The organism is Dietzia sp. 179-F 9C3 NHS, from assembly GCF_045369825.1.
Taxonomy (GTDB): domain Bacteria; phylum Actinomycetota; class Actinomycetes; order Mycobacteriales; family Mycobacteriaceae; genus Dietzia.
The window spans coordinates 76095-91826 of the sequence record NZ_JBIQES010000001.1; the positions used below are offsets into that span (position 1 = coordinate 76095).

Genomic DNA, 15732 nt, shown 5'->3' on the forward strand with positions numbered 1-15732 from the left:
GCCGGTCAGGACCTGTGCATCGGGGCTCGAAGAAGGCCCGGCGCATCCACCCCGCGGTGTGATCCCGGCCCCCGGGAGGGTGCTGCGGTTGCCCCGTGGCGCAGCGGGATTTCCAGAGCGGACGGCCGGGCCGATAGTCTGCGTGGGATCATGTCGACGTTCTCCACCCCTGCGTCCAGGGCGCGTGACGAGGCGGCGCGTCGGGCCCGGGTCTCGTCGCGCGCCCGGTCACGTCGTCGACTCGTGGCGGCCGGTTTCGGCGCCGGGCTCGTCGTGGGGCTCGTGGCGGGTGCCGCGATCGCCGCAGGTGTCGTCGTCGGGGCGAAGGAGGGCTGGGCGGACGGCGACAACGTCGACGCGCCGGCGGAGGGTACGCCGGGCGGACACGCCCGCCCGGCCGAGCGGATCACGCTGGCCTTCGCCGGCGACATCCACTTCGAGAACCACCTCGCCCCGCTCGCCCGCGACCCGCATTCCCTCGCCGAGTTGCGCGACGGCCTGGGCAGCGCCGACCTGGCGATGGCCAACCTCGAGACCGCGCTCACCGAGCGGGGTAGCCCGTACCCGGGCAAGCCGTTCACCTGGCGGGCCCCGGCGAGCGCGCTGCGGGCCGTGGCGGGCGCGGGCGTGGACGTGGTGTCCATGGCCAACAACCACGCCGTCGACTTCGGCTCCGTCGGGCTGGAGGACACGCTCGCGGCACGAGCGGCCTCGCCGATCCCGGTGATCGGCATCGGGCGGGATGCCGACGAGGCGTTCGCCCCGTGGATCACCGAGGTCCGCGGCGTGAAGGTCGCCTTCCTCACCGCCTCGCAGATCGTCGAGGAGACGCTCACCTATAACGCGGCGGGGCCCTTGAAGCCGGGCATCGCCTCCGCGATCCCGCGCGACCGGCTCCTGCGCGAGGTCCGGACGGCCCGCGAGGAGGCCGACGTCGTGGTGGTGTACATGCACATGGGCGCCGAGGGGTACACCTGCCCCGGCGACGCCGCGATCGAGACCGCCGCCGCGCTCGAGGCCGCGGGCGCCGACGTGATCCTGGGCGACCACGCGCACCGCGTCAACGGCGCCGGCTGGGTGGGCGACGCCTACGTCCATTACGGGCTCGGCAACTTCGTCTACTACATGTCCAGCGAGCCCGCCGGGCACACCGGCGTGCTCACGGTGACCGTCGACGTCCCGGCCACGGACGGCTCGGAGGGAGCCGACGCGCCACGCCCCCGCCCCGACCGGCCGCTGGTCACCGACGCGGACTGGGACGCGATGCTCATCGAGGGTGACGGCATCCCTCGCCGCCAGGACGCCTACACCACGCAGCGGCTCCAACAGACCTTCGAGGCCGCACGCGAGTGCACGCCGGCGAGGGCTACTCCGTAGCAGGTGCGCACTGCGAGGGGTGATCACACCTCACAGTGCGCACCTGCCGCGCTAGCGGCCCTCGATCGGCAGGTACACCCGCCCGCCGGCCTCGGTGAACTCGGCGGACTTCTCGGCCATGCCCGCCTCGATCGCCTCGACGGTCTCCAGGCCGTGCTCGGCGGCGTAGTCGCGGATGTCCTGCGAGATCCGCATCGAGCAGAACTTCGGCCCGCACATGGAGCAGAAGTGGGCGGTCTTGGCGGGCTCGGCCGGCAGCGTCTCGTCGTGGTATTCGATCGCCGTGTCCGGGTCTAGCGCGAGCGCGAACTGGTCACGCCAGCGGAATTCGAACCGGGCGGTGCTCAGCGCGTCGTCGCGGCGCTGCGCGCCCGGGTGCCCCTTGGCCAGGTCCGCCGAGTGCGCGGCGATCTTGTACGTGATGACGCCGGTCTTGACGTCGTCCCGGTTCGGCAGCCCCAGGTGCTCCTTGGGGGTGACGTAGCAGAGCATCGCGGTGCCGGCCTCGGCGATGCGGGCGGCGCCGATCGCCGAGGTGATGTGGTCGTAGCCCGGCGCGATGTCGGTGGCCAGCGGGCCGAGGGTGTAGAACGGCGCCTCCTCGCACCACTGTTCCTCGAGCCGCACGTTCTCCACGATCTTGTCCATGGGCACGTGGCCGGGGCCCTCGATCATCACCTGCACGCCGTGTGACTTGGCGATCGTCGTCAGCTCGCCCAGGGTGCGCAGCTCGGCGAACTGGGCCTCGTCGTTGGCGTCGGCGATCGAGCCGGGCCGCAGGCCGTCGCCGAGGGAGAAGGTCACGTCGTAGCGAGCGAGGATCTCGCACAGCTCGGCGAAGTGGGTGTAGAGGAACGACTCCTGGTGGTGGGCCAGGCACCACGCGGCCATGATCGACCCGCCGCGCGAGACGATGCCCGTCACGCGCTTGGCGGCGAGCGGCACGTAGCGCAGCAACACGCCGGCGTGGACGGTCATGTAGTCCACGCCCTGCTCGCACTGCTCGATCACGGTGTCCCGGTACAGCTCCCACGTGAGCTTGGTGGGATCGCCGTTCACCTTCTCCAGCGCCTGGTAGATCGGCACGGTGCCGATCGGTACGGGGGAGTTGCGCAGGATCCACTCGCGGGTGGCGTGGATGTCCTTGCCGGTCGACAGGTCCATGACGGTGTCGGCGCCCCAGCGGGTGGCCCACACCATCTTCTCGACCTCCTCGGCGATCGAGCTCGTCACGGCCGAGTTGCCGATGTTGGCGTTGACCTTGGTCATGAAACGCTTGCCGATGATCATCGGCTCGCTCTCCGGGTGGCGGTGGTTGGCCGGGATGACGGCGCGGCCGGCGGCCACCTCCTCGCGCACCACCTCGGGATCGAAGCCCTCGCGGGCGGCGATGAAGCGCATCTCCGGCGTGATGTGCCCCGCCCGCGCCCACGCGAGCTGGGTCCGGACAGCGGTCGCGTCGCTCTCCGAAGCGGGGGCCGGCTCCGGATACGTCCAGTCGGCCCGGGTCCGGGGCAGGCCCGCCGCCAGGTCGTGGCAGGCCTCGTCGTCGTCATATCCGGTGTAGGGCCCCGAGGTGTCGTACACGTCGAAGGTCGTGCCGTCGGTGAGGTCGATGCGGCGCACGGGGACGCGCAGGACGCCGTCGGGCCCCGCGCCGTCGCACGGCACGTCGAGGTACGCCTTGCGGCTGGAGTGGATGGGGCCGCACGTCACGGAGTCCACGGGCGCGGCGTTGCGCTCGCCGGGGCCCCTGCCGCCGCTGAGCGACTCCAGTTCCTCGGGGCTGACGGTGGGCATGAAGGCGCGACCGCCCTCGGGCATGGTGGTGCTCATGGGTTCCTGATCTCCCTACGCCGGTATTACCCGGACAGGTTCGACGGTCGACGGCCCGGCCGGCCGTCCTCTCAGCCCGCGCTCCGAGGCGGGCTCCCGTGTGGATGAATGGCTATGAAGTTGTGACGCAGACACTACCCGGCGGCGCGGCGCTCCACGTGGTTCGTCGAGAACCTCGTGGTGGGGGACCGGCTCGCCCGCGGCACGCGGCCCGGGTCACCACCGAGGTCGTTCCGCAAGATCACCTCGGGCTGTTCAGGCGCGAGTAGGATCGGGCGGAACACAGCCTGACCCGAGGAGACCCGATGTCCGGCGACACGTCAATGATGCTCGTCCACAATCCCGACCGGGACCGGTACGAGCTGTGGGACCGCGAGACGTTCATGGGCCTCGTGGGCTACGAGCGCGACGGCGACGTCTACATCCTCCTGCACACCGTCGTCGAGGAGGAGTACGGGCAGCAGGGCATCGCGCGCCTGCTGGTGAGCCTCGTGCTCACGCGCATGCGCCTCGACGGGCACAAGATCCGTCCCGTCTGCAGTTACGTCCGCCGCTTCCTCACCCGCTTCCCCGAATACCAGTTGCTCGTCGCCGCCGCCTGACCCGCCCCCGCCGATTTCGGGGTGGCCGGGAGGCCCGGGCTCAGTCGCCGACGGCGTCCTTGCCGCGCTTGACGATCTTCGGGTCCGGGTCGAACACGACCTGCGAGTCCTTCTCCGGGTAGTCGAACTTGTTGAGGAAGTAGCGCAGGGCGTTGATGCGGGCGCGCTTCTTGTCGTTGGATTTGATGGTGATCCACGGCGCCCAGTCGGTGTCTGTTCGCCGGAACATCTCCTCCTTGGCGTCGGTGTACTTGTCCCACTTGTCCAGCGACTCGAGATCCATGGGGGAGAGCTTCCAGCGGCGCACGGGGTCGAGTTGGCGGATCGCGAAGCGGGTCTTCTGTTCCTCCTGGGTCACAGAGAACCAGAACTTGGTCAGCCCGATGCCCGAGTCGACGAGCATCTTCTCGAACATGGGGGCCTGCTCCATGAAGACCTCGTACTGGTCGTCGGTGCAGAAGCCCATGACGCGCTCGACGCCGGCGCGGTTGTACCAGGAGCGGTCGAACATCACGAGTTCCCCGCGGGTTGGCAGGTGATTGACGTACCGCTGGAAGTACCACTGGTACATCTCGGTCTCGGTGGGCTTGACCAGCGCCACCACGCGCGCCTGCCGCACGTTGATGAACTCGGTGAACCGCTTGATGGTGCCGCCCTTGCCGGCGGCGTCGCGGCCCTCGAACACGATGACGTGCCGGTGGCCCGACTCGGACTGCCAGTTCTGGAACTTGAGCAGCTCGATCTGCAGAAGGTACTTCTCCACCTCGTACTGGGCGCGGTCGAGGCGCTTGTTGTACGGGTAGTTCTCCCGCCAGGTGTCGACGGCGTTGCCGTTGATGTCGATGAGGTCCGGGTCCTCGCCGTGGTCGTCGCGGACCGTGTAGCCCTCCGCGCGCAGCTTGTCGATGTAGTGGCGGAGTTCGAAGGTGGACATCGGTACCTCTCTGGAGGGCGGATGGGGGGCGGGGGTGGCTGGGTGACGGCGAGGTGGTGCCGCGGCTATTCGAGGTCGACGACGACGGGGGCGTGATCCGAGGCGCCCTTGCCCTTCCGTTCCTCGCGGTCGATGCTCGCGCCGGTGACGCGGGCCGCCAGCGCAGGTGAGTGGAGTTGGAAGTCGATCCGCATTCCCTGCTTCTTGGGGAAGCGCAGCTGCGTGTAGTCCCAGTAGGTGTAGACGCCCGGGCCGGGTGTGAACTCGCGGGTGACCTCGCGGAAGCCGGCGTCGTCGAACGCGGCGAACGCCTCGCGCTCGGGCTGTGACACGTGGGTCTTGCCGTCGAAGAACTCCATGTCCCACACGTCGTCGTCCTGCGGGGCCACGTTCCAGTCGCCGACGAGGGCGATCTGCGCGTCGGCGTCGTCGATCAGGGAGGCCTTGGCGTGGTCGCGCAGCCGGGCCAGCCATTCGAGCTTGTAGGTGTAGTGCGGGTCGTCGAGCTCGCGGCCGTTGGGCACGTAGAGACTGTACACGCGGACGCCGTCGCACACGGCGGAGATCGCGCGGGCCTCCGGGTCCTGAGACCGCTCGGGGTCCTTGTGGAAGCCCGGCATGCCGTCGAAGCCCAGGCGCACGTCGTCGAGCCCCACCCGGGAGGCCACGGCCACACCGTTCCACTGGCTCAGCCCGTGGTGGGCGACGTGGTAGCCGATCTCCTCGAACGCCTCGTGCGGGAACTGCTCGTCCCTGCACTTGGTCTCCTGCATGGCCAGGACGTCCACGTCCGAGCGCTCGAGCCAGGCCACGACGCGGTCCCGTCGAGCCCTGATCGAGTTGACGTTCCAGGTGGCCAGTCGCATGTGCCCAGTCTATTGCGCGGGGGTATGTCTCGTGGGTCGAGGTGGACGATGGAGGTGGGTAATCCCGGACACGGCAGCATGCCCTGGACCGTTCTCGTCCTCTCGGGTGGGCTGGAGGCGGGGTGGGGCGGGCCAGGGGACGGCAGGGTCAGTCGACCTGGACGTGGCGCAGGGTGTGGTGCGGCTCCAGGCCGAGCTTGGCCCAGAGGGCGCGGCCGGCGGCGTTGTCGGCGAACACGTGGAGGTGGCATTCCTGCGCGCCCAGACCCACGCCCCACTCGACGAGCGCGCCGGTGACCACCTCGGCCAGGCCCCGGCGTCGGTGCGCGTCGGCGGTCTCGACGCATGAGACGGCCACCCGCGGCACCCCGTCGGGGCCGGCGGTGACGGCCCCTCGCGCGATCGCGGCGAGCGAGCCCGCCTCCTCGAAGCGTGCGAAGACCGCGTGCCCGCCGGGACCCGGTTCGTCGGCTACGCCGCCGGTGCCGTCACGCTCGGCCGCACCGCCGAGCCCGGCGGTCGCGAGCATCGAGGGCCGCACGCGCGCGGGGTCGAGATCGGCGGTCGCGTGGTACAGGGCCAGCCAGTCGTCGTCGGGAGCCTCGGCCAACATCACGTCGCGGCGCCGGTCGTCGACCGAGGCGAGGAGCGTGGCGCTGTCCGCGGTGCACAGCAGCAGCTCGCGCCCCACGGTGAGGCGCTCTGGGGCGACCGGGGCGCCGTCGAGCTCGAGCCGGTCGCTCGCCACGAGTCGGGCCACGTCCGCGAACCGCAGGGGCAGCCCGCGGGCGGCGTACCAGTCGCGCACGCCGTCCAGGTCCTCACAGCTCGCCCACGGCAGCACGGGCACGGCCGAGCCCCCGCGGTAGGACCAGTCGTCGCCGGCGCGGCAGAACCAGCCGTCGACCAGCGCGTACTCGGTGCCCGGCCAGGCCAGGGCGCCGGCGAACTCGCGGGCCCGGATGTCGCGGTTGCGCACGACCCGCGGGGGCAGGACCTTGAGGACGGCGATGTCGGCGTCCGGGATCCGCAGTTCCTCTCCGGCCGCGTCGCCGGAGTCGCGCCGCACCACCAGCTCGGGCTCGAGCGCCACGACGTGTCCGATGACGTCGGTGTACAGGTGTGAGGTCTCGCCGTCGCGGAGGTGCCGGCGGACCACGACGCGTTCGCCCACGTCGATGCGGCGCCCCGCGTTCCAGCGGGAGCGGTCGGACAGGCCCCGGTCAGAGTGGCCCCGGCCGTCGGGCCCCGGGTCCGCCTCAGGCATCCGCGACCGCGTCCTCGTCGTCATCCTCGTCCCCGCCGAACGGATCGGGGTCCGACGCCGGGTCCCAGCTCAGGCCGGGCACGCCCCAGCCGTTGTCGCGGATGGCGCGCTTGGCGGCCTTGCGGTTCCGGCCGATGAGGCCGTCGGTGTAGAGGAAGCCGTCGAGGTGGCCCACCTCGTGCTGGAGGCAGCGGGCGAACAGGCCGTACCCCTCGATCGAAACCGGCTCCCCGTGCTCGTCGGTGCCGGTGACCCGGGCCCACCAGGCGCGGCCGCGGGGGAAGTTCTCGCCGGGGACGGACAGACAGCCCTCGAGGTCGTCCTCCGGGTCCGGCATCGTCTCGGGGATCTCGGAGGTCTCGAGCACCGGGTTGACCACGCAGCCGCGGCGGGTGATCCAGCCGCCGCGGGCGTCGACCTCCTCGCGGGAGAGCTGGCCGCCGTCCTCGGTGTCCAGGTCGGGGCAGTCGTAGACGAACACGCGCTTGCGGATGCCCACCTGGTTGGCGGCCAGGCCCACGCCGTTGGCGGCGTCCATCGTCTCGTAGAGGTCCTCGACGAGCCCGCGGAGTTCTTCGGGGGACTCGGTGACGGGCTCGGTGGGGGTGTGGAGCGCGGGATCACCGAGGATGACGATGGGCAGGACGGCCATGGGAGACGATTCTAGGTGCACGGGGCTGCGTCCTGTCGGTGCGGCGTGGTTGAATGCGGGGGAATCACAACGGTGTGACCCCCGGTTCCCGAGCCGGTCTGCACCACGCCGGACCCCGAGCACAGGAGGTGCGTATGGGCGCCGCCCACGCGATGTCGTCGCAGGACCAGGACCGGGCCCACGGCGACGCGGCCGCGGACGCCGAGCTCCACGCGGCCGACCCGGTCCTGTCGGACCGCGACCAGGCCATGCTCGAGTTCGAGCGCCAGTGGTGGAAGTTCGCCGGCTCCAAGGAGGAGGCCATCCGGCAGCGCTTCGACATGTCCGGCACCCGGTACTTCCAGATCCTCAACGGGCTCATCGACCGCCCGGAGGCGCTCGCCGCGGACCCCCTTCTGGTCAAGCGGCTCCGCAGGATGCGCAGCAGCCGTCAGAAGGCACGCGCGGCGCGCAACCTGGGAATGCGCCTCGACTGACCTACACTCACCGGCGTGAGCCCCCATCCCGAGACCACGCAGCACGACCCCGCGGACCGGCACGGGAACGCCGACGGGTACGACCCCGGCGAGCCGACCGGTCCCCCGTACCGGGCGATCGCCATGGTGCTCCTCGCCGCCGTCGTGGTGGCGATCGGTGTGGGGCTGGTCCAGTTGTTCGGCGGCGAGGACGACGCGACCACGACCGCCGACCAGGCCACCACCTCGCAGGAGGGCGCCCCCGCCGAGGGCCGGGCCGACGGCGACCAGCCCGCGGGCGACCCGGCGAACGCCGACGGCCAGGCGCCCGAGGGCGGCGACACCGTCCCGGACGAGCAGGACCCCGCGGCTGTCCCGGCCAACGGCCAGGGCGGCCAGGACGGCCAGGCCCCGGGCGCGGCGCCGGGCGCAGGCCAGGCGTCCGCGGTGCCGGTGCAGGTGTTCAACAACAGCAACGTCACGGGCCTGGCGGCGCGCACGGGCGACACGCTCCGCAATGCCGGCTTCGCGGTCGAGGACGTGGCCAACATGCCGTCGAACCGTGGCGTGGTCCCAGTGTCCACCGCCTACTACGGGCCCGGTCCGGGGGAGCAGGAAGCCGCGGAGGCGATCGCCGCGCAGCTCGGCATCACGGCCGAGCCCCGGCCCTCCGATCTGGCGGTGGACACCCCCGGCGTCATCGTGATCGTCACCCAGGACCTCGACCGCTGACGCCTGAGGATATGATGTGCAGGCGCGCCCGCCTCGCGGGATCGTGAACACAGCCTCATGAAGCCTCCCGGATTCGAAGGAGCCCACATGGCCCCGCGTCAGACCGCCCGCCGCCTCCTGGTCGCGGCTCCCGCCCTCGCGCTCGCCGCCTCTGCGGTGACGGCGTGCAGCCCGCCCAACCAGCAGCCGGCGGACCCGGACGCGCCGTACACGCTCCCCACCTACTCCGAGGAGCCCAAGGCCGAGACGTCGACGTCGGAGGAGGCCACCACGGAGACCAGCGCGCCCGAGGGCGCCGAGGGCGAGGCCCCCGCGGAGGGCGAGGCCCCGGCCGACGGCGCCGCGCAGCAGCAGGTCCCGGTCGAGCAGCAGCCCGCCCCCTGATCCCCTGGTCGCGCCCCCGGGCGCACCGCTTGAGCCCCGCCGCCCGTCAGGGTTGGCGGGGCTCGGTGTATCCGGGGCCGCCCGGGGGTCAGCGGTCGCGCGCCTCGTCGTCGCCGGTGGGGGTCTCCAGGGTCGGCGGGGCCTCGTGGGTGATGGTGCCGTCCTCGACGCTCTCGCGGTAGGCGAGGTTGCCGACGCGGTTGGCGATGACAGGCGCGGTGCACACGGCGACGATCGCGGTGATGACGAGCATGCCGAGGTCCACGTGGGGGACGATCCGCAGGCCGGCCCCGAAGAGCACGAGGACCAGACCGAGGACCTGCGGCTTGGCGGCGGGGTGCATGCGGCTGAGGGTGTCGCGGAATCGCACCAGGCCCACGGCGCTGGCCAGGACGAGCAGGGCGCCGGCAAAGACGAAGAGCGCGGCCACCACCTCGAGGATCGCGGTCATCGGTTGGCCTCCTCGGGGAGTCCCTCGTCGTCGTCCACGCGGAACCGCGCCACCGACACGGAGCCGAGGAACGCGACCAGTGCGAGCGCGACGAGCGCGGCGGCCGGGGTGGTGTCCTTGGTCCAGGCGATGTACACGCCGATGCCGCACTGGGCGGTGGCGGCGAGCATGTCCAGGGAGATCAGCCGGTCGAGGGTGGACGGCCCGGCGAGCATCCGCACCATGGTGAGGAACAGCGCGATGCCGAGCGCCACGACGGCGCCGGACCAGAGCAGCATGGTGATGCTCATCGGATGCCCTCCTCGTGTCCGGCCGGGCCGCGGCGGTCCGGGATGGTCTCCTGGGCGGGGGTGTCGCGGAACTCCTCGCCCTCGTACTCCTCGGTGGGCGCGATGTAGGGGGCGGGGCTGTGCCGCCAGTCCTCGGGGCGCTCGAAGGCGCGGACGTAGAGCCGTTCGATGGTCGCGACCTGGGTGTGGAACCGCTCGATGGCGGCGTCGGAGCCGGCGTCGAGGACGTGGACGTACACGTAGCGGGCCAGTGGGTCGACACGCACCACGATGCCGCCGGGCATGAGGTTGAGCGTGTTGACGGCCAGAGCCAGGCAGAAGTCGGACTTGAGGCGCATGGGCGCCGGCAGGACGGCGGCCCGGGGCGGCGGCGCCGGCCGGACGGACAGCCAGGCGACCTGCAGCGAGGACCGGACGAGGAAGTAGGCGATCACGATCAGGAGCCAGATCGTGGAGATCGGCCGCACGAGCCCCTCGACGGGGACCCGGGGCAACGGCAGCAGCAGCATCACGGTGAGCGCCACGAGGAAGCCGGCGGCGATGGTGCCGATCTCGAGGGTGCCCCAGAGCATGACCCAGGCGAAGGTGAGCCACAGGCTCATGAACATGCGCGAGCCCGCGACCCGCGCGTCGAGGCGGGGGCGGCCGGGGGTTCCGGTGGTGTCGTACACGTCAGCGCACCCCCGTCAGTGAATCGACGTGGCGGCCGGGGGTGGCGTCGGCGGGGACGGTCACCAGGTACTCCTGCCGGTCTATGAGGGTCTCGGCGGCGCGGTCGGTGATCCCCAGGAGCGGGCCGGCGAACACGGTCATGAGCAGGGAGACCACCACGAGGCCGATCGTCGGCCCGAGCATGCTCAGCGGCATACGCCCGACCTCCTCGCGCTCGTCGAACTCCACGTACTCGTCGGAGGGGAGCAGGGCGAGCGGCTTGGCCAGCACGAGCGAGCCCTCGGGGGCGTCGGCGCGGGGCCGCCAGAACGCCTTGGACCACACGCGGACCACCACGTACAGGGTGAGCAGGCTGGTCACCACGGAGCCGGCGACGAGCACCCACACCAGCGCGCCCCCGAGATCGGCGCCGGCCTGGATGACGGCGAGCTTGCCGATGAACCCGGTGAACGGTGGGATGCCGCCCAGGTTGAGGGCCGGGACGAGGAAGGTCACGGCCAGGACGGGGCTGGCGACGGCGAGGGAGCCCAGCCGACGGAGTGACGACGAGCCGGCCTGCCGCTCGATGAGGCCCACCACGAGGAAGAGCGTGGTCTGCACGATGATGTGGTGGCCGACGTAGTAGATGGCCGCGCTCAGGCCGGCCTCGGTGGACAGGGCCACGCCGAAGATCATGTAGCCGATGTGGCTGACGAGGGTGAACGACAGGATTCGCTTGATGTCGGACTGCGCGATGGCGCCGAGGATGCCGACGAGCATCGTGAGCAGCGCCGCGACGAGCAGGATGTCGTCCATCATCCCGCCGGGGAACACCAGCGTCTGGAACCGGATGATCGCGTAGACGCCGACCTTGGTGAGCAGGCCGGCGAAGACGGCGGTGACGGGCGCGGGCGCGGTGGGGTAGGAGTCCGGCAGCCAGGTGGAGAGCGGGAAGACGGCGGCCTTGATGCCGAAGCCCACGAGGAACACGGCGAAGATCGTCGCCTTGAGCCCGTCCGGGACCTCCGCCATGCGGATCGCCAGCTGGGCGAGGTTGAGCGTGCCGGTGGCCGAGTAGGCCAGGGCGATGCCCAGGAGGAACACCATCGAGGACATCATCGACACGACGGTGTAGGACACGCCCGCGCGGACGCGTTCCTGGCTGGCGCCCAGCGTGAGCAGGACGTAGGAGGCGGCGAGCAGGATCTCGAAGCCCACGAAGAGGTTGAACAGGTCGCCGGCGATGAACGCCGCCGCCAGGCCGGCGGCCAGGGCGAGGTAGGTGGGCAGGAAGATCGACACGGGCTGGTCGCCCTCGCCGTCCCGGACACCCTGGCCCACGGCGTAGATGATCACCGAGAGCAGGACGATCGACGAGACGAGCAGCATCATGGCGCTGAGCCGGTCCGCGACGAGCGTGATCCCGACGGGCGCGTCCCAGCCGCCCACCTGGACGGTGTGCATGCCGTGCTGGTCGGTGAGGTAGACGAGCAGGCCGGACACCACGAGCAGGCCGGTGAGGGTGACGATCGTGATGATGTTCTGGATCCGCGGACGGCGCGAGACCACCAGGCAGGCGGCGGCCGCGAGCAGCGGTCCGAGGACGACTGACGGGATGAGGTAGCCGAAGAGATCCTGGGTCGTCATGCGTCCCCCTCCCGGCCGGTGGCGGTCTCGGGGCCGGGGGACCCGGTGGTGGTCTCGCCGGCCTCGGGGAGACCGTCGTGAAGCTCGTCGTCGTCGTAGTCCACCTGGTCGCCGAGCTCGGTAGGTGAGCCGGTGAGGTGGTCGTCGGAGCGGTCGCGGTCGGGGGCGGACCAGGCGTCGGTGGGGGAGCGCTTGGCGATCTTGGTGTCCTCGGCGTCGTCGGCCACCTCGTCGAGGGTGGTGAACTGGTACGAGCGGTAGGCCAGGGCGAGGATGAACGCCCCGACGCCCGCGGTGATGACGATCGCGGTGAGGATCATGGCCTGCGCCAACGGGTCGGAGTCCGTGGAGTGCGCGTCCCAGCCGCGGCCGCGGATCGGGGGGTTCCCGGGCGGGCCGCCGGCGGCCAGGATGAGCAGGTTGATGCCGTTGGACAGGATCATGATCCCGAGCAGGATCTTGATGATCGCGCGCTCGAGCAGCAGGTAGACGCCGCAGGCGGCGAGGACGCCGGCGAGCAGCAGCAGGGCGAAGTCGGCGGTCATGACGTGCCTCCCGGGAGCGCGCCCTGGTTCTCGGCGGCCTCGCGGCGGGCGACGAGGTCGGTGCGGGCGGCGTCCTCGTCGACCCCCGGCACCTGCCGCAGGGCGGCGGTGGAGGGGCTGTCGGTGGCGTCCACGTAGACGGCGCGCAGTTCCTCGATGTCCTCCTCGTCGAGGTCGAGGCGTGCGCCGAGGCTGCGGAGGATGTCCAGGACCAGGCCCACCACGATGAGGTAGACACCGAGGTCGAACAGCAGGGCGGTGACGAACTTGACCTGGCCGAAGACCGGGAGCGTGAACTCGAACATCGCGCTGGACAGGGCGGGCGCGCCGAACGCCATCGAGCCGGCGGCGGTGCCGGCGGCCAGCAGTAGGCCCACGCCGAGGATGCGGCCGGCGTCCACGGGGACGGCCTCGCCGAGCTCGTAGCGGCCGCCGGCGAGGTAGCGCAGGACCAGCGCGAGGCCGGCGACGAGGCCACCGGCGAACCCGCCGCCGGGGTTGTTGTGGCCGGTGAAGAAGAAGAACAGGGACAGGACCATCATCGTGGGGAAGATGAGCCGCGTGGTCACCTCGAGCACCAGCGACCGGGCCCGCGGGTCGCGCACCGCGGCGCCCACGAGCCAGCGGGTGGGGGTGGCGCCCGGACCTTCGACGGCCGCACGGGCGGCCTCGGCGTCGCGCCGGCCGGATCGTGTCTTGCTCACGTCGGCGACGCGCGGCGCAGGGCCGTAGCGGCGGTTGCGGAACACGAGACTGGCGATGCCGGTGGCCGAGACGAGCAGCACGGTGACCTCGCCCATGGTGTCCCAGGCGCGGAGGTCGACCAGCGTGACGTTGACGGCGTTGGCGCCGTGGCCGATCCGGTAGGCCAGGTCCGGGAACACCGTGGACACCGCGGTGTTCTGGCGGGCGTTGATGGCGTAGGCGCCCACCACCACGACGAGCAGGCCGACGCCGATGCCGAGCCAGGCCCGAAGGCGGCGGTAGGTGGAGGAGAGCGGGACCTCGGCGGGCATGGTCCGCAGGACCAGCACGAACGTCACCATCATGAGCGTCTCGACGAGCGCCTGCGTGAGAGCGAGATCCGGGGCGCCGTGGAAGGCGAACACCACCGCGACGCCGTAGCCGGTGACGGACATGCAGATCACGGCCGCGAGGCGGTTGCGCAGGACGGTGGCGGCGAGCGCGGCGACCGTCATGGGCAGCAGCACGATGAGCACCACCGGGTTGGCGGACAGTTCCATCCGCAGGCCCTCGCGGGTGCCGGCGAGCAGCGAGAGGAACGGGAACACGACGAGCGTGAACAGGATGATGCCGAGCGTGAGCGGCAGCGAGCCGCGCTGGGTGAGCGCCGTGAGGCGCAGCGAGGCGGTGTCCGCCCACTTGAGCACGAGGTCGTAGATCCGGTCGGCGTTGCCGAGCGCGGGGGAGGTGAACTGCATCTTCTCGACCGTTCGCTGCGCCACGTACAGCAGCGTGCCGAGCACGTAGACCACGGCGGTGAGCGCGAGTGGGATCTCGAATCCGTGCCACAGACCCAGGTGGTAGGGCTCGGTGTCACGCCACGGGCTGCCCTCGGGGAAGGCGGGGTCGACAAAGCGGACGAGCAGCTTCTCGACCGGGGCGGACCACAGGCCCAGCACGAGCCCGCCGGAGGCGAGGACCGCAGGGACGGCGAGGAAGAACGGGCCGGCCCGGCGGGAGTCGGCGACGGCGGGGCTCACTCCGTCGGGGAAGGAGCGCTTGGCGCGGAAAGCGCCCATGAGCAGGCGAGCGGTGTAGGCGAAGGTGAGGATCGAGCCGGCCACGAGGCAGGCCACGACGACCATCGACGGCATCCCGTGCAGCCGCTCCTCCTCGAGCACCGTGGCGAACGCGGCCTCTTTGCCGATGAACCCGAGCAGGGGCGGCAGGCCTGCCATGGAGGCGGCGGCCACGGCGAAGATCACGGCCAGGGGGCGGTGGGTGCGCGCGAGCCCGGAGAGCTCGCGGATGTCGCGCGTGCCGGTGATCGAGTCGATGACGCCGACCGACATGAACAGCGCCGACTTGAACAGCGAGTGTGCCAGCAGCATGGCGAGGCCGGCGAGCATGGTGTCGCGCGAACCGATCCCCACGAGCACCAGCAGGAACCCGAGCTGGCTGACGGTGCCGAAGGCCAGGATGAGCTTGAGGTCGGTCTCGCGCAGGGCGCGCCAGCCGGCCATGAGCAGGGAGACCACGCCCAGCACGACGAGCGGGAGCTGCCACGTGGAGGAGCCGGACAGGGCCGGGGAGAGCCGCGCCACGAGGAAGACGCCGGCCTTGACCATGGCCGCGGAGTGCAGGTACGCGCTCACCGGGGTGGGCGCCGACATGGCGCCCGGGAGCCAGAAGTGCAGCGGGGCGATGGCCGACTTGCTGGCCGCGCCCACGATGACCAGCACCAGCGCCCAGTGCACGGCCGGTCCGCCGGGCGGGTCGGCGAGCACGTCGCTGAGCAGGTACGAGCCGGTGGACCGCCCGAGGATCACCACGCCGACGAGCATCGCCAGCCCGCCGAGGGTGGTGACGAGCAGCGCCTGCGTGGCGGCACGCCGGGCGGTGGCGCGTTCGGCGTAGTGGCCGACGAGCAGGAAGCTCAGGACGGAGGTGATCTCCCAGAAGATGTAGAGCAGCACCATGTTGTCGGCCACGACCAGGCCGAACATGACGCCGGCAAAGGCCACGAGTTCGGCCGCGAAGAGGTGCAGGCGGGGCTCTTCGTCGTCGAAGTACCAGCCGCAGTAGAACAGGACGAGCGCGCCGATGCCCAGGGCGATGAGCGCCATGAGCGCGGAGAGCGCGTCCATGCGCAGGTTCAGCGCGAGGTGGATGCCGGGGGCCCAGGGGAGCGACTCGGTGGGGACGCCGTCGAGGTTCGCCGCCACCCACACGGCACCGGCTGCGGGGACCAGCGCGAGGAGCGGGAAGGCGCGGCGGCCGAGGCGCAACACCAGTGGGATCGCGATCAGGGCGGCCACGGCGTGGGCCGCGAGGATCACGATCACCGGCGGCTCCTCTC

The 15732-nt window shown here is 71.5% G+C and carries 16 protein-coding genes and 1 riboswitch; of the genes, 5 read left to right on the plus strand and 11 right to left on the minus strand.

Annotation, left to right across the window (positions count from 1 at the left end; translation table 11 throughout):
* Window positions 1-150 precede the first annotated feature (150 nt).
* Window positions 151-1377 (plus strand): CapA family protein, encoded by a 1227-nt coding sequence (locus ACH0BZ_RS00350; protein ID WP_406895863.1) that lies wholly within the window; start codon window positions 151-153, stop codon window positions 1375-1377.
* 51 nt (window positions 1378-1428) lie between these two features.
* Here ACH0BZ_RS00350 and thiC read toward each other — a convergent pair whose 3' ends face one another.
* On the minus strand, window positions 1429-3177 hold the full coding sequence (gene thiC, locus ACH0BZ_RS00355) for a phosphomethylpyrimidine synthase ThiC (protein WP_406896319.1): 1749 nt from the start codon (window positions 3175-3177) through the stop codon (window positions 1429-1431).
* Window positions 3178-3208: 31 nt separating this feature from the next.
* Window positions 3209-3323, minus strand: a riboswitch (TPP riboswitch).
* Window positions 3324-3518: 195 nt separating this feature from the next.
* Between thiC and ACH0BZ_RS00360 the strand changes: the two genes are divergently transcribed.
* Window positions 3519-3815: a GNAT family N-acetyltransferase gene (locus ACH0BZ_RS00360; RefSeq protein WP_406895864.1), complete on the plus strand. Its 297-nt coding sequence runs from the start codon at window positions 3519-3521 to the stop codon at window positions 3813-3815.
* 40 nt (window positions 3816-3855) lie between these two features.
* On the opposite strand, the gene ppk2 is transcribed toward ACH0BZ_RS00360, so the two are convergent.
* The 4 genes from ppk2 to ACH0BZ_RS00380 form a co-directional block, all read right to left on the minus strand.
* Complete coding sequence (ppk2, locus tag ACH0BZ_RS00365) at window positions 3856-4749, minus strand: polyphosphate kinase 2 (protein ID WP_406895865.1); 894 nt, start codon at window positions 4747-4749, stop codon at window positions 3856-3858.
* Window positions 4750-4814: 65 nt separating this feature from the next.
* Window positions 4815-5615, minus strand: coding sequence for an exodeoxyribonuclease III (locus ACH0BZ_RS00370; RefSeq protein ID WP_406895866.1), 801 nt, complete (start codon window positions 5613-5615; stop codon window positions 4815-4817).
* Window positions 5616-5763: 148 nt separating this feature from the next.
* Entirely contained in the window at window positions 5764-6882 is a 1119-nt protein-coding gene (locus ACH0BZ_RS00375) for a GNAT family N-acetyltransferase (protein ID WP_406895868.1), read from the minus strand.
* Entirely contained in the window at window positions 6875-7534 is a 660-nt protein-coding gene (locus ACH0BZ_RS00380) for a peptide deformylase (RefSeq protein WP_406895870.1), read from the minus strand. Before ACH0BZ_RS00380 ends, ACH0BZ_RS00375 begins: the two co-directional genes overlap by 8 nt.
* A 134-nt stretch (window positions 7535-7668) precedes the next feature.
* Here ACH0BZ_RS00380 and ACH0BZ_RS00385 point away from each other — a divergent pair, with 134 nt between their 5' ends.
* From ACH0BZ_RS00385 to ACH0BZ_RS00395, 3 genes are all read left to right on the plus strand, one after another.
* Entirely contained in the window at window positions 7669-8010 is a 342-nt protein-coding gene (locus ACH0BZ_RS00385; protein WP_406895871.1) for a DUF3263 domain-containing protein, read from the plus strand.
* 15 nt (window positions 8011-8025) lie between these two features.
* Window positions 8026-8721, plus strand: coding sequence for a LytR C-terminal domain-containing protein (locus ACH0BZ_RS00390; protein ID WP_406895872.1), 696 nt, complete (start codon window positions 8026-8028; stop codon window positions 8719-8721).
* Window positions 8722-8808: 87 nt separating this feature from the next.
* Window positions 8809-9105, plus strand: a complete 297-nt coding sequence (locus tag ACH0BZ_RS00395) for a hypothetical protein (protein WP_406895873.1) — start codon at window positions 8809-8811, stop codon at window positions 9103-9105.
* Between the two features lie 88 nt (window positions 9106-9193).
* Here ACH0BZ_RS00395 and ACH0BZ_RS00400 read toward each other — a convergent pair whose 3' ends face one another.
* The 6 genes from ACH0BZ_RS00400 to ACH0BZ_RS00425 are packed head-to-tail and all read right to left on the minus strand — an operon-like array spanning window position 9194 to window position 15718.
* Window positions 9194-9556 (minus strand): monovalent cation/H(+) antiporter subunit G, encoded by a 363-nt coding sequence (locus ACH0BZ_RS00400; RefSeq protein ID WP_406895874.1) that lies wholly within the window; start codon window positions 9554-9556, stop codon window positions 9194-9196.
* Window positions 9553-9846, minus strand: a complete 294-nt coding sequence (locus ACH0BZ_RS00405) for a monovalent cation/H+ antiporter complex subunit F (RefSeq protein ID WP_406895875.1) — start codon at window positions 9844-9846, stop codon at window positions 9553-9555. The genes ACH0BZ_RS00400 and ACH0BZ_RS00405 overlap by 4 nt, the downstream gene beginning before the upstream one ends.
* The gene (locus tag ACH0BZ_RS00410) at window positions 9843-10517 is read right to left on the minus strand and encodes a Na+/H+ antiporter subunit E (protein ID WP_406895876.1); all 675 of its coding nucleotides are present in this window, start codon (window positions 10515-10517) and stop codon (window positions 9843-9845) included. The genes ACH0BZ_RS00405 and ACH0BZ_RS00410 overlap by 4 nt, the downstream gene beginning before the upstream one ends.
* Window position 10518: 1 nt before the next feature.
* Entirely contained in the window at window positions 10519-12144 is a 1626-nt protein-coding gene (locus tag ACH0BZ_RS00415; RefSeq protein WP_406895877.1) for a Na+/H+ antiporter subunit D, read from the minus strand.
* On the minus strand, window positions 12141-12689 hold the full coding sequence (locus ACH0BZ_RS00420; RefSeq protein ID WP_406895878.1) for a Na(+)/H(+) antiporter subunit C: 549 nt from the start codon (window positions 12687-12689) through the stop codon (window positions 12141-12143). Before ACH0BZ_RS00420 ends, ACH0BZ_RS00415 begins: the two co-directional genes overlap by 4 nt.
* Window positions 12686-15718: a Na+/H+ antiporter subunit A gene (locus ACH0BZ_RS00425; RefSeq protein ID WP_406895879.1), complete on the minus strand. Its 3033-nt coding sequence runs from the start codon at window positions 15716-15718 to the stop codon at window positions 12686-12688. The genes ACH0BZ_RS00420 and ACH0BZ_RS00425 overlap by 4 nt, the downstream gene beginning before the upstream one ends.
* Between the last annotated feature and the right edge of the window lie 14 nt (window positions 15719-15732).

What these genes read in the sequence shown, in the direction of transcription:
- ACH0BZ_RS00350 (WP_406895863.1), top strand. Translation starts at nt 151, where the DNA reads ATGTCGACGTTCTCCACCCCTGCGTCCAGGGCGCGTGACGAGGCGGCG.
- thiC (WP_406896319.1), bottom strand. Translation starts at nt 3,177, where the DNA reads ATGCCCACCGTCAGCCCCGAGGAACTGGAGTCGCTCAGCGGCGGCAGG.
- ACH0BZ_RS00360 (WP_406895864.1), top strand. Translation starts at nt 3,519, where the DNA reads ATGTCCGGCGACACGTCAATGATGCTCGTCCACAATCCCGACCGGGAC.
- ppk2 (WP_406895865.1), bottom strand. Translation starts at nt 4,749, where the DNA reads ATGTCCACCTTCGAACTCCGCCACTACATCGACAAGCTGCGCGCGGAG.
- ACH0BZ_RS00370 (WP_406895866.1), bottom strand. Translation starts at nt 5,615, where the DNA reads ATGCGACTGGCCACCTGGAACGTCAACTCGATCAGGGCTCGACGGGAC.
- ACH0BZ_RS00375 (WP_406895868.1), bottom strand. Translation starts at nt 6,882, where the DNA reads ATGCCTGAGGCGGACCCGGGGCCCGACGGCCGGGGCCACTCTGACCGG.
- ACH0BZ_RS00380 (WP_406895870.1), bottom strand. Translation starts at nt 7,534, where the DNA reads ATGGCCGTCCTGCCCATCGTCATCCTCGGTGATCCCGCGCTCCACACC.
- ACH0BZ_RS00385 (WP_406895871.1), top strand. Translation starts at nt 7,669, where the DNA reads ATGGGCGCCGCCCACGCGATGTCGTCGCAGGACCAGGACCGGGCCCAC.
- ACH0BZ_RS00395 (WP_406895873.1), top strand. Translation starts at nt 8,809, where the DNA reads ATGGCCCCGCGTCAGACCGCCCGCCGCCTCCTGGTCGCGGCTCCCGCC.
- ACH0BZ_RS00400 (WP_406895874.1), bottom strand. Translation starts at nt 9,556, where the DNA reads ATGACCGCGATCCTCGAGGTGGTGGCCGCGCTCTTCGTCTTTGCCGGC.
- ACH0BZ_RS00405 (WP_406895875.1), bottom strand. Translation starts at nt 9,846, where the DNA reads ATGAGCATCACCATGCTGCTCTGGTCCGGCGCCGTCGTGGCGCTCGGC.
- ACH0BZ_RS00415 (WP_406895877.1), bottom strand. Translation starts at nt 12,144, where the DNA reads ATGACGACCCAGGATCTCTTCGGCTACCTCATCCCGTCAGTCGTCCTC.
- ACH0BZ_RS00420 (WP_406895878.1), bottom strand. Translation starts at nt 12,689, where the DNA reads ATGACCGCCGACTTCGCCCTGCTGCTGCTCGCCGGCGTCCTCGCCGCC.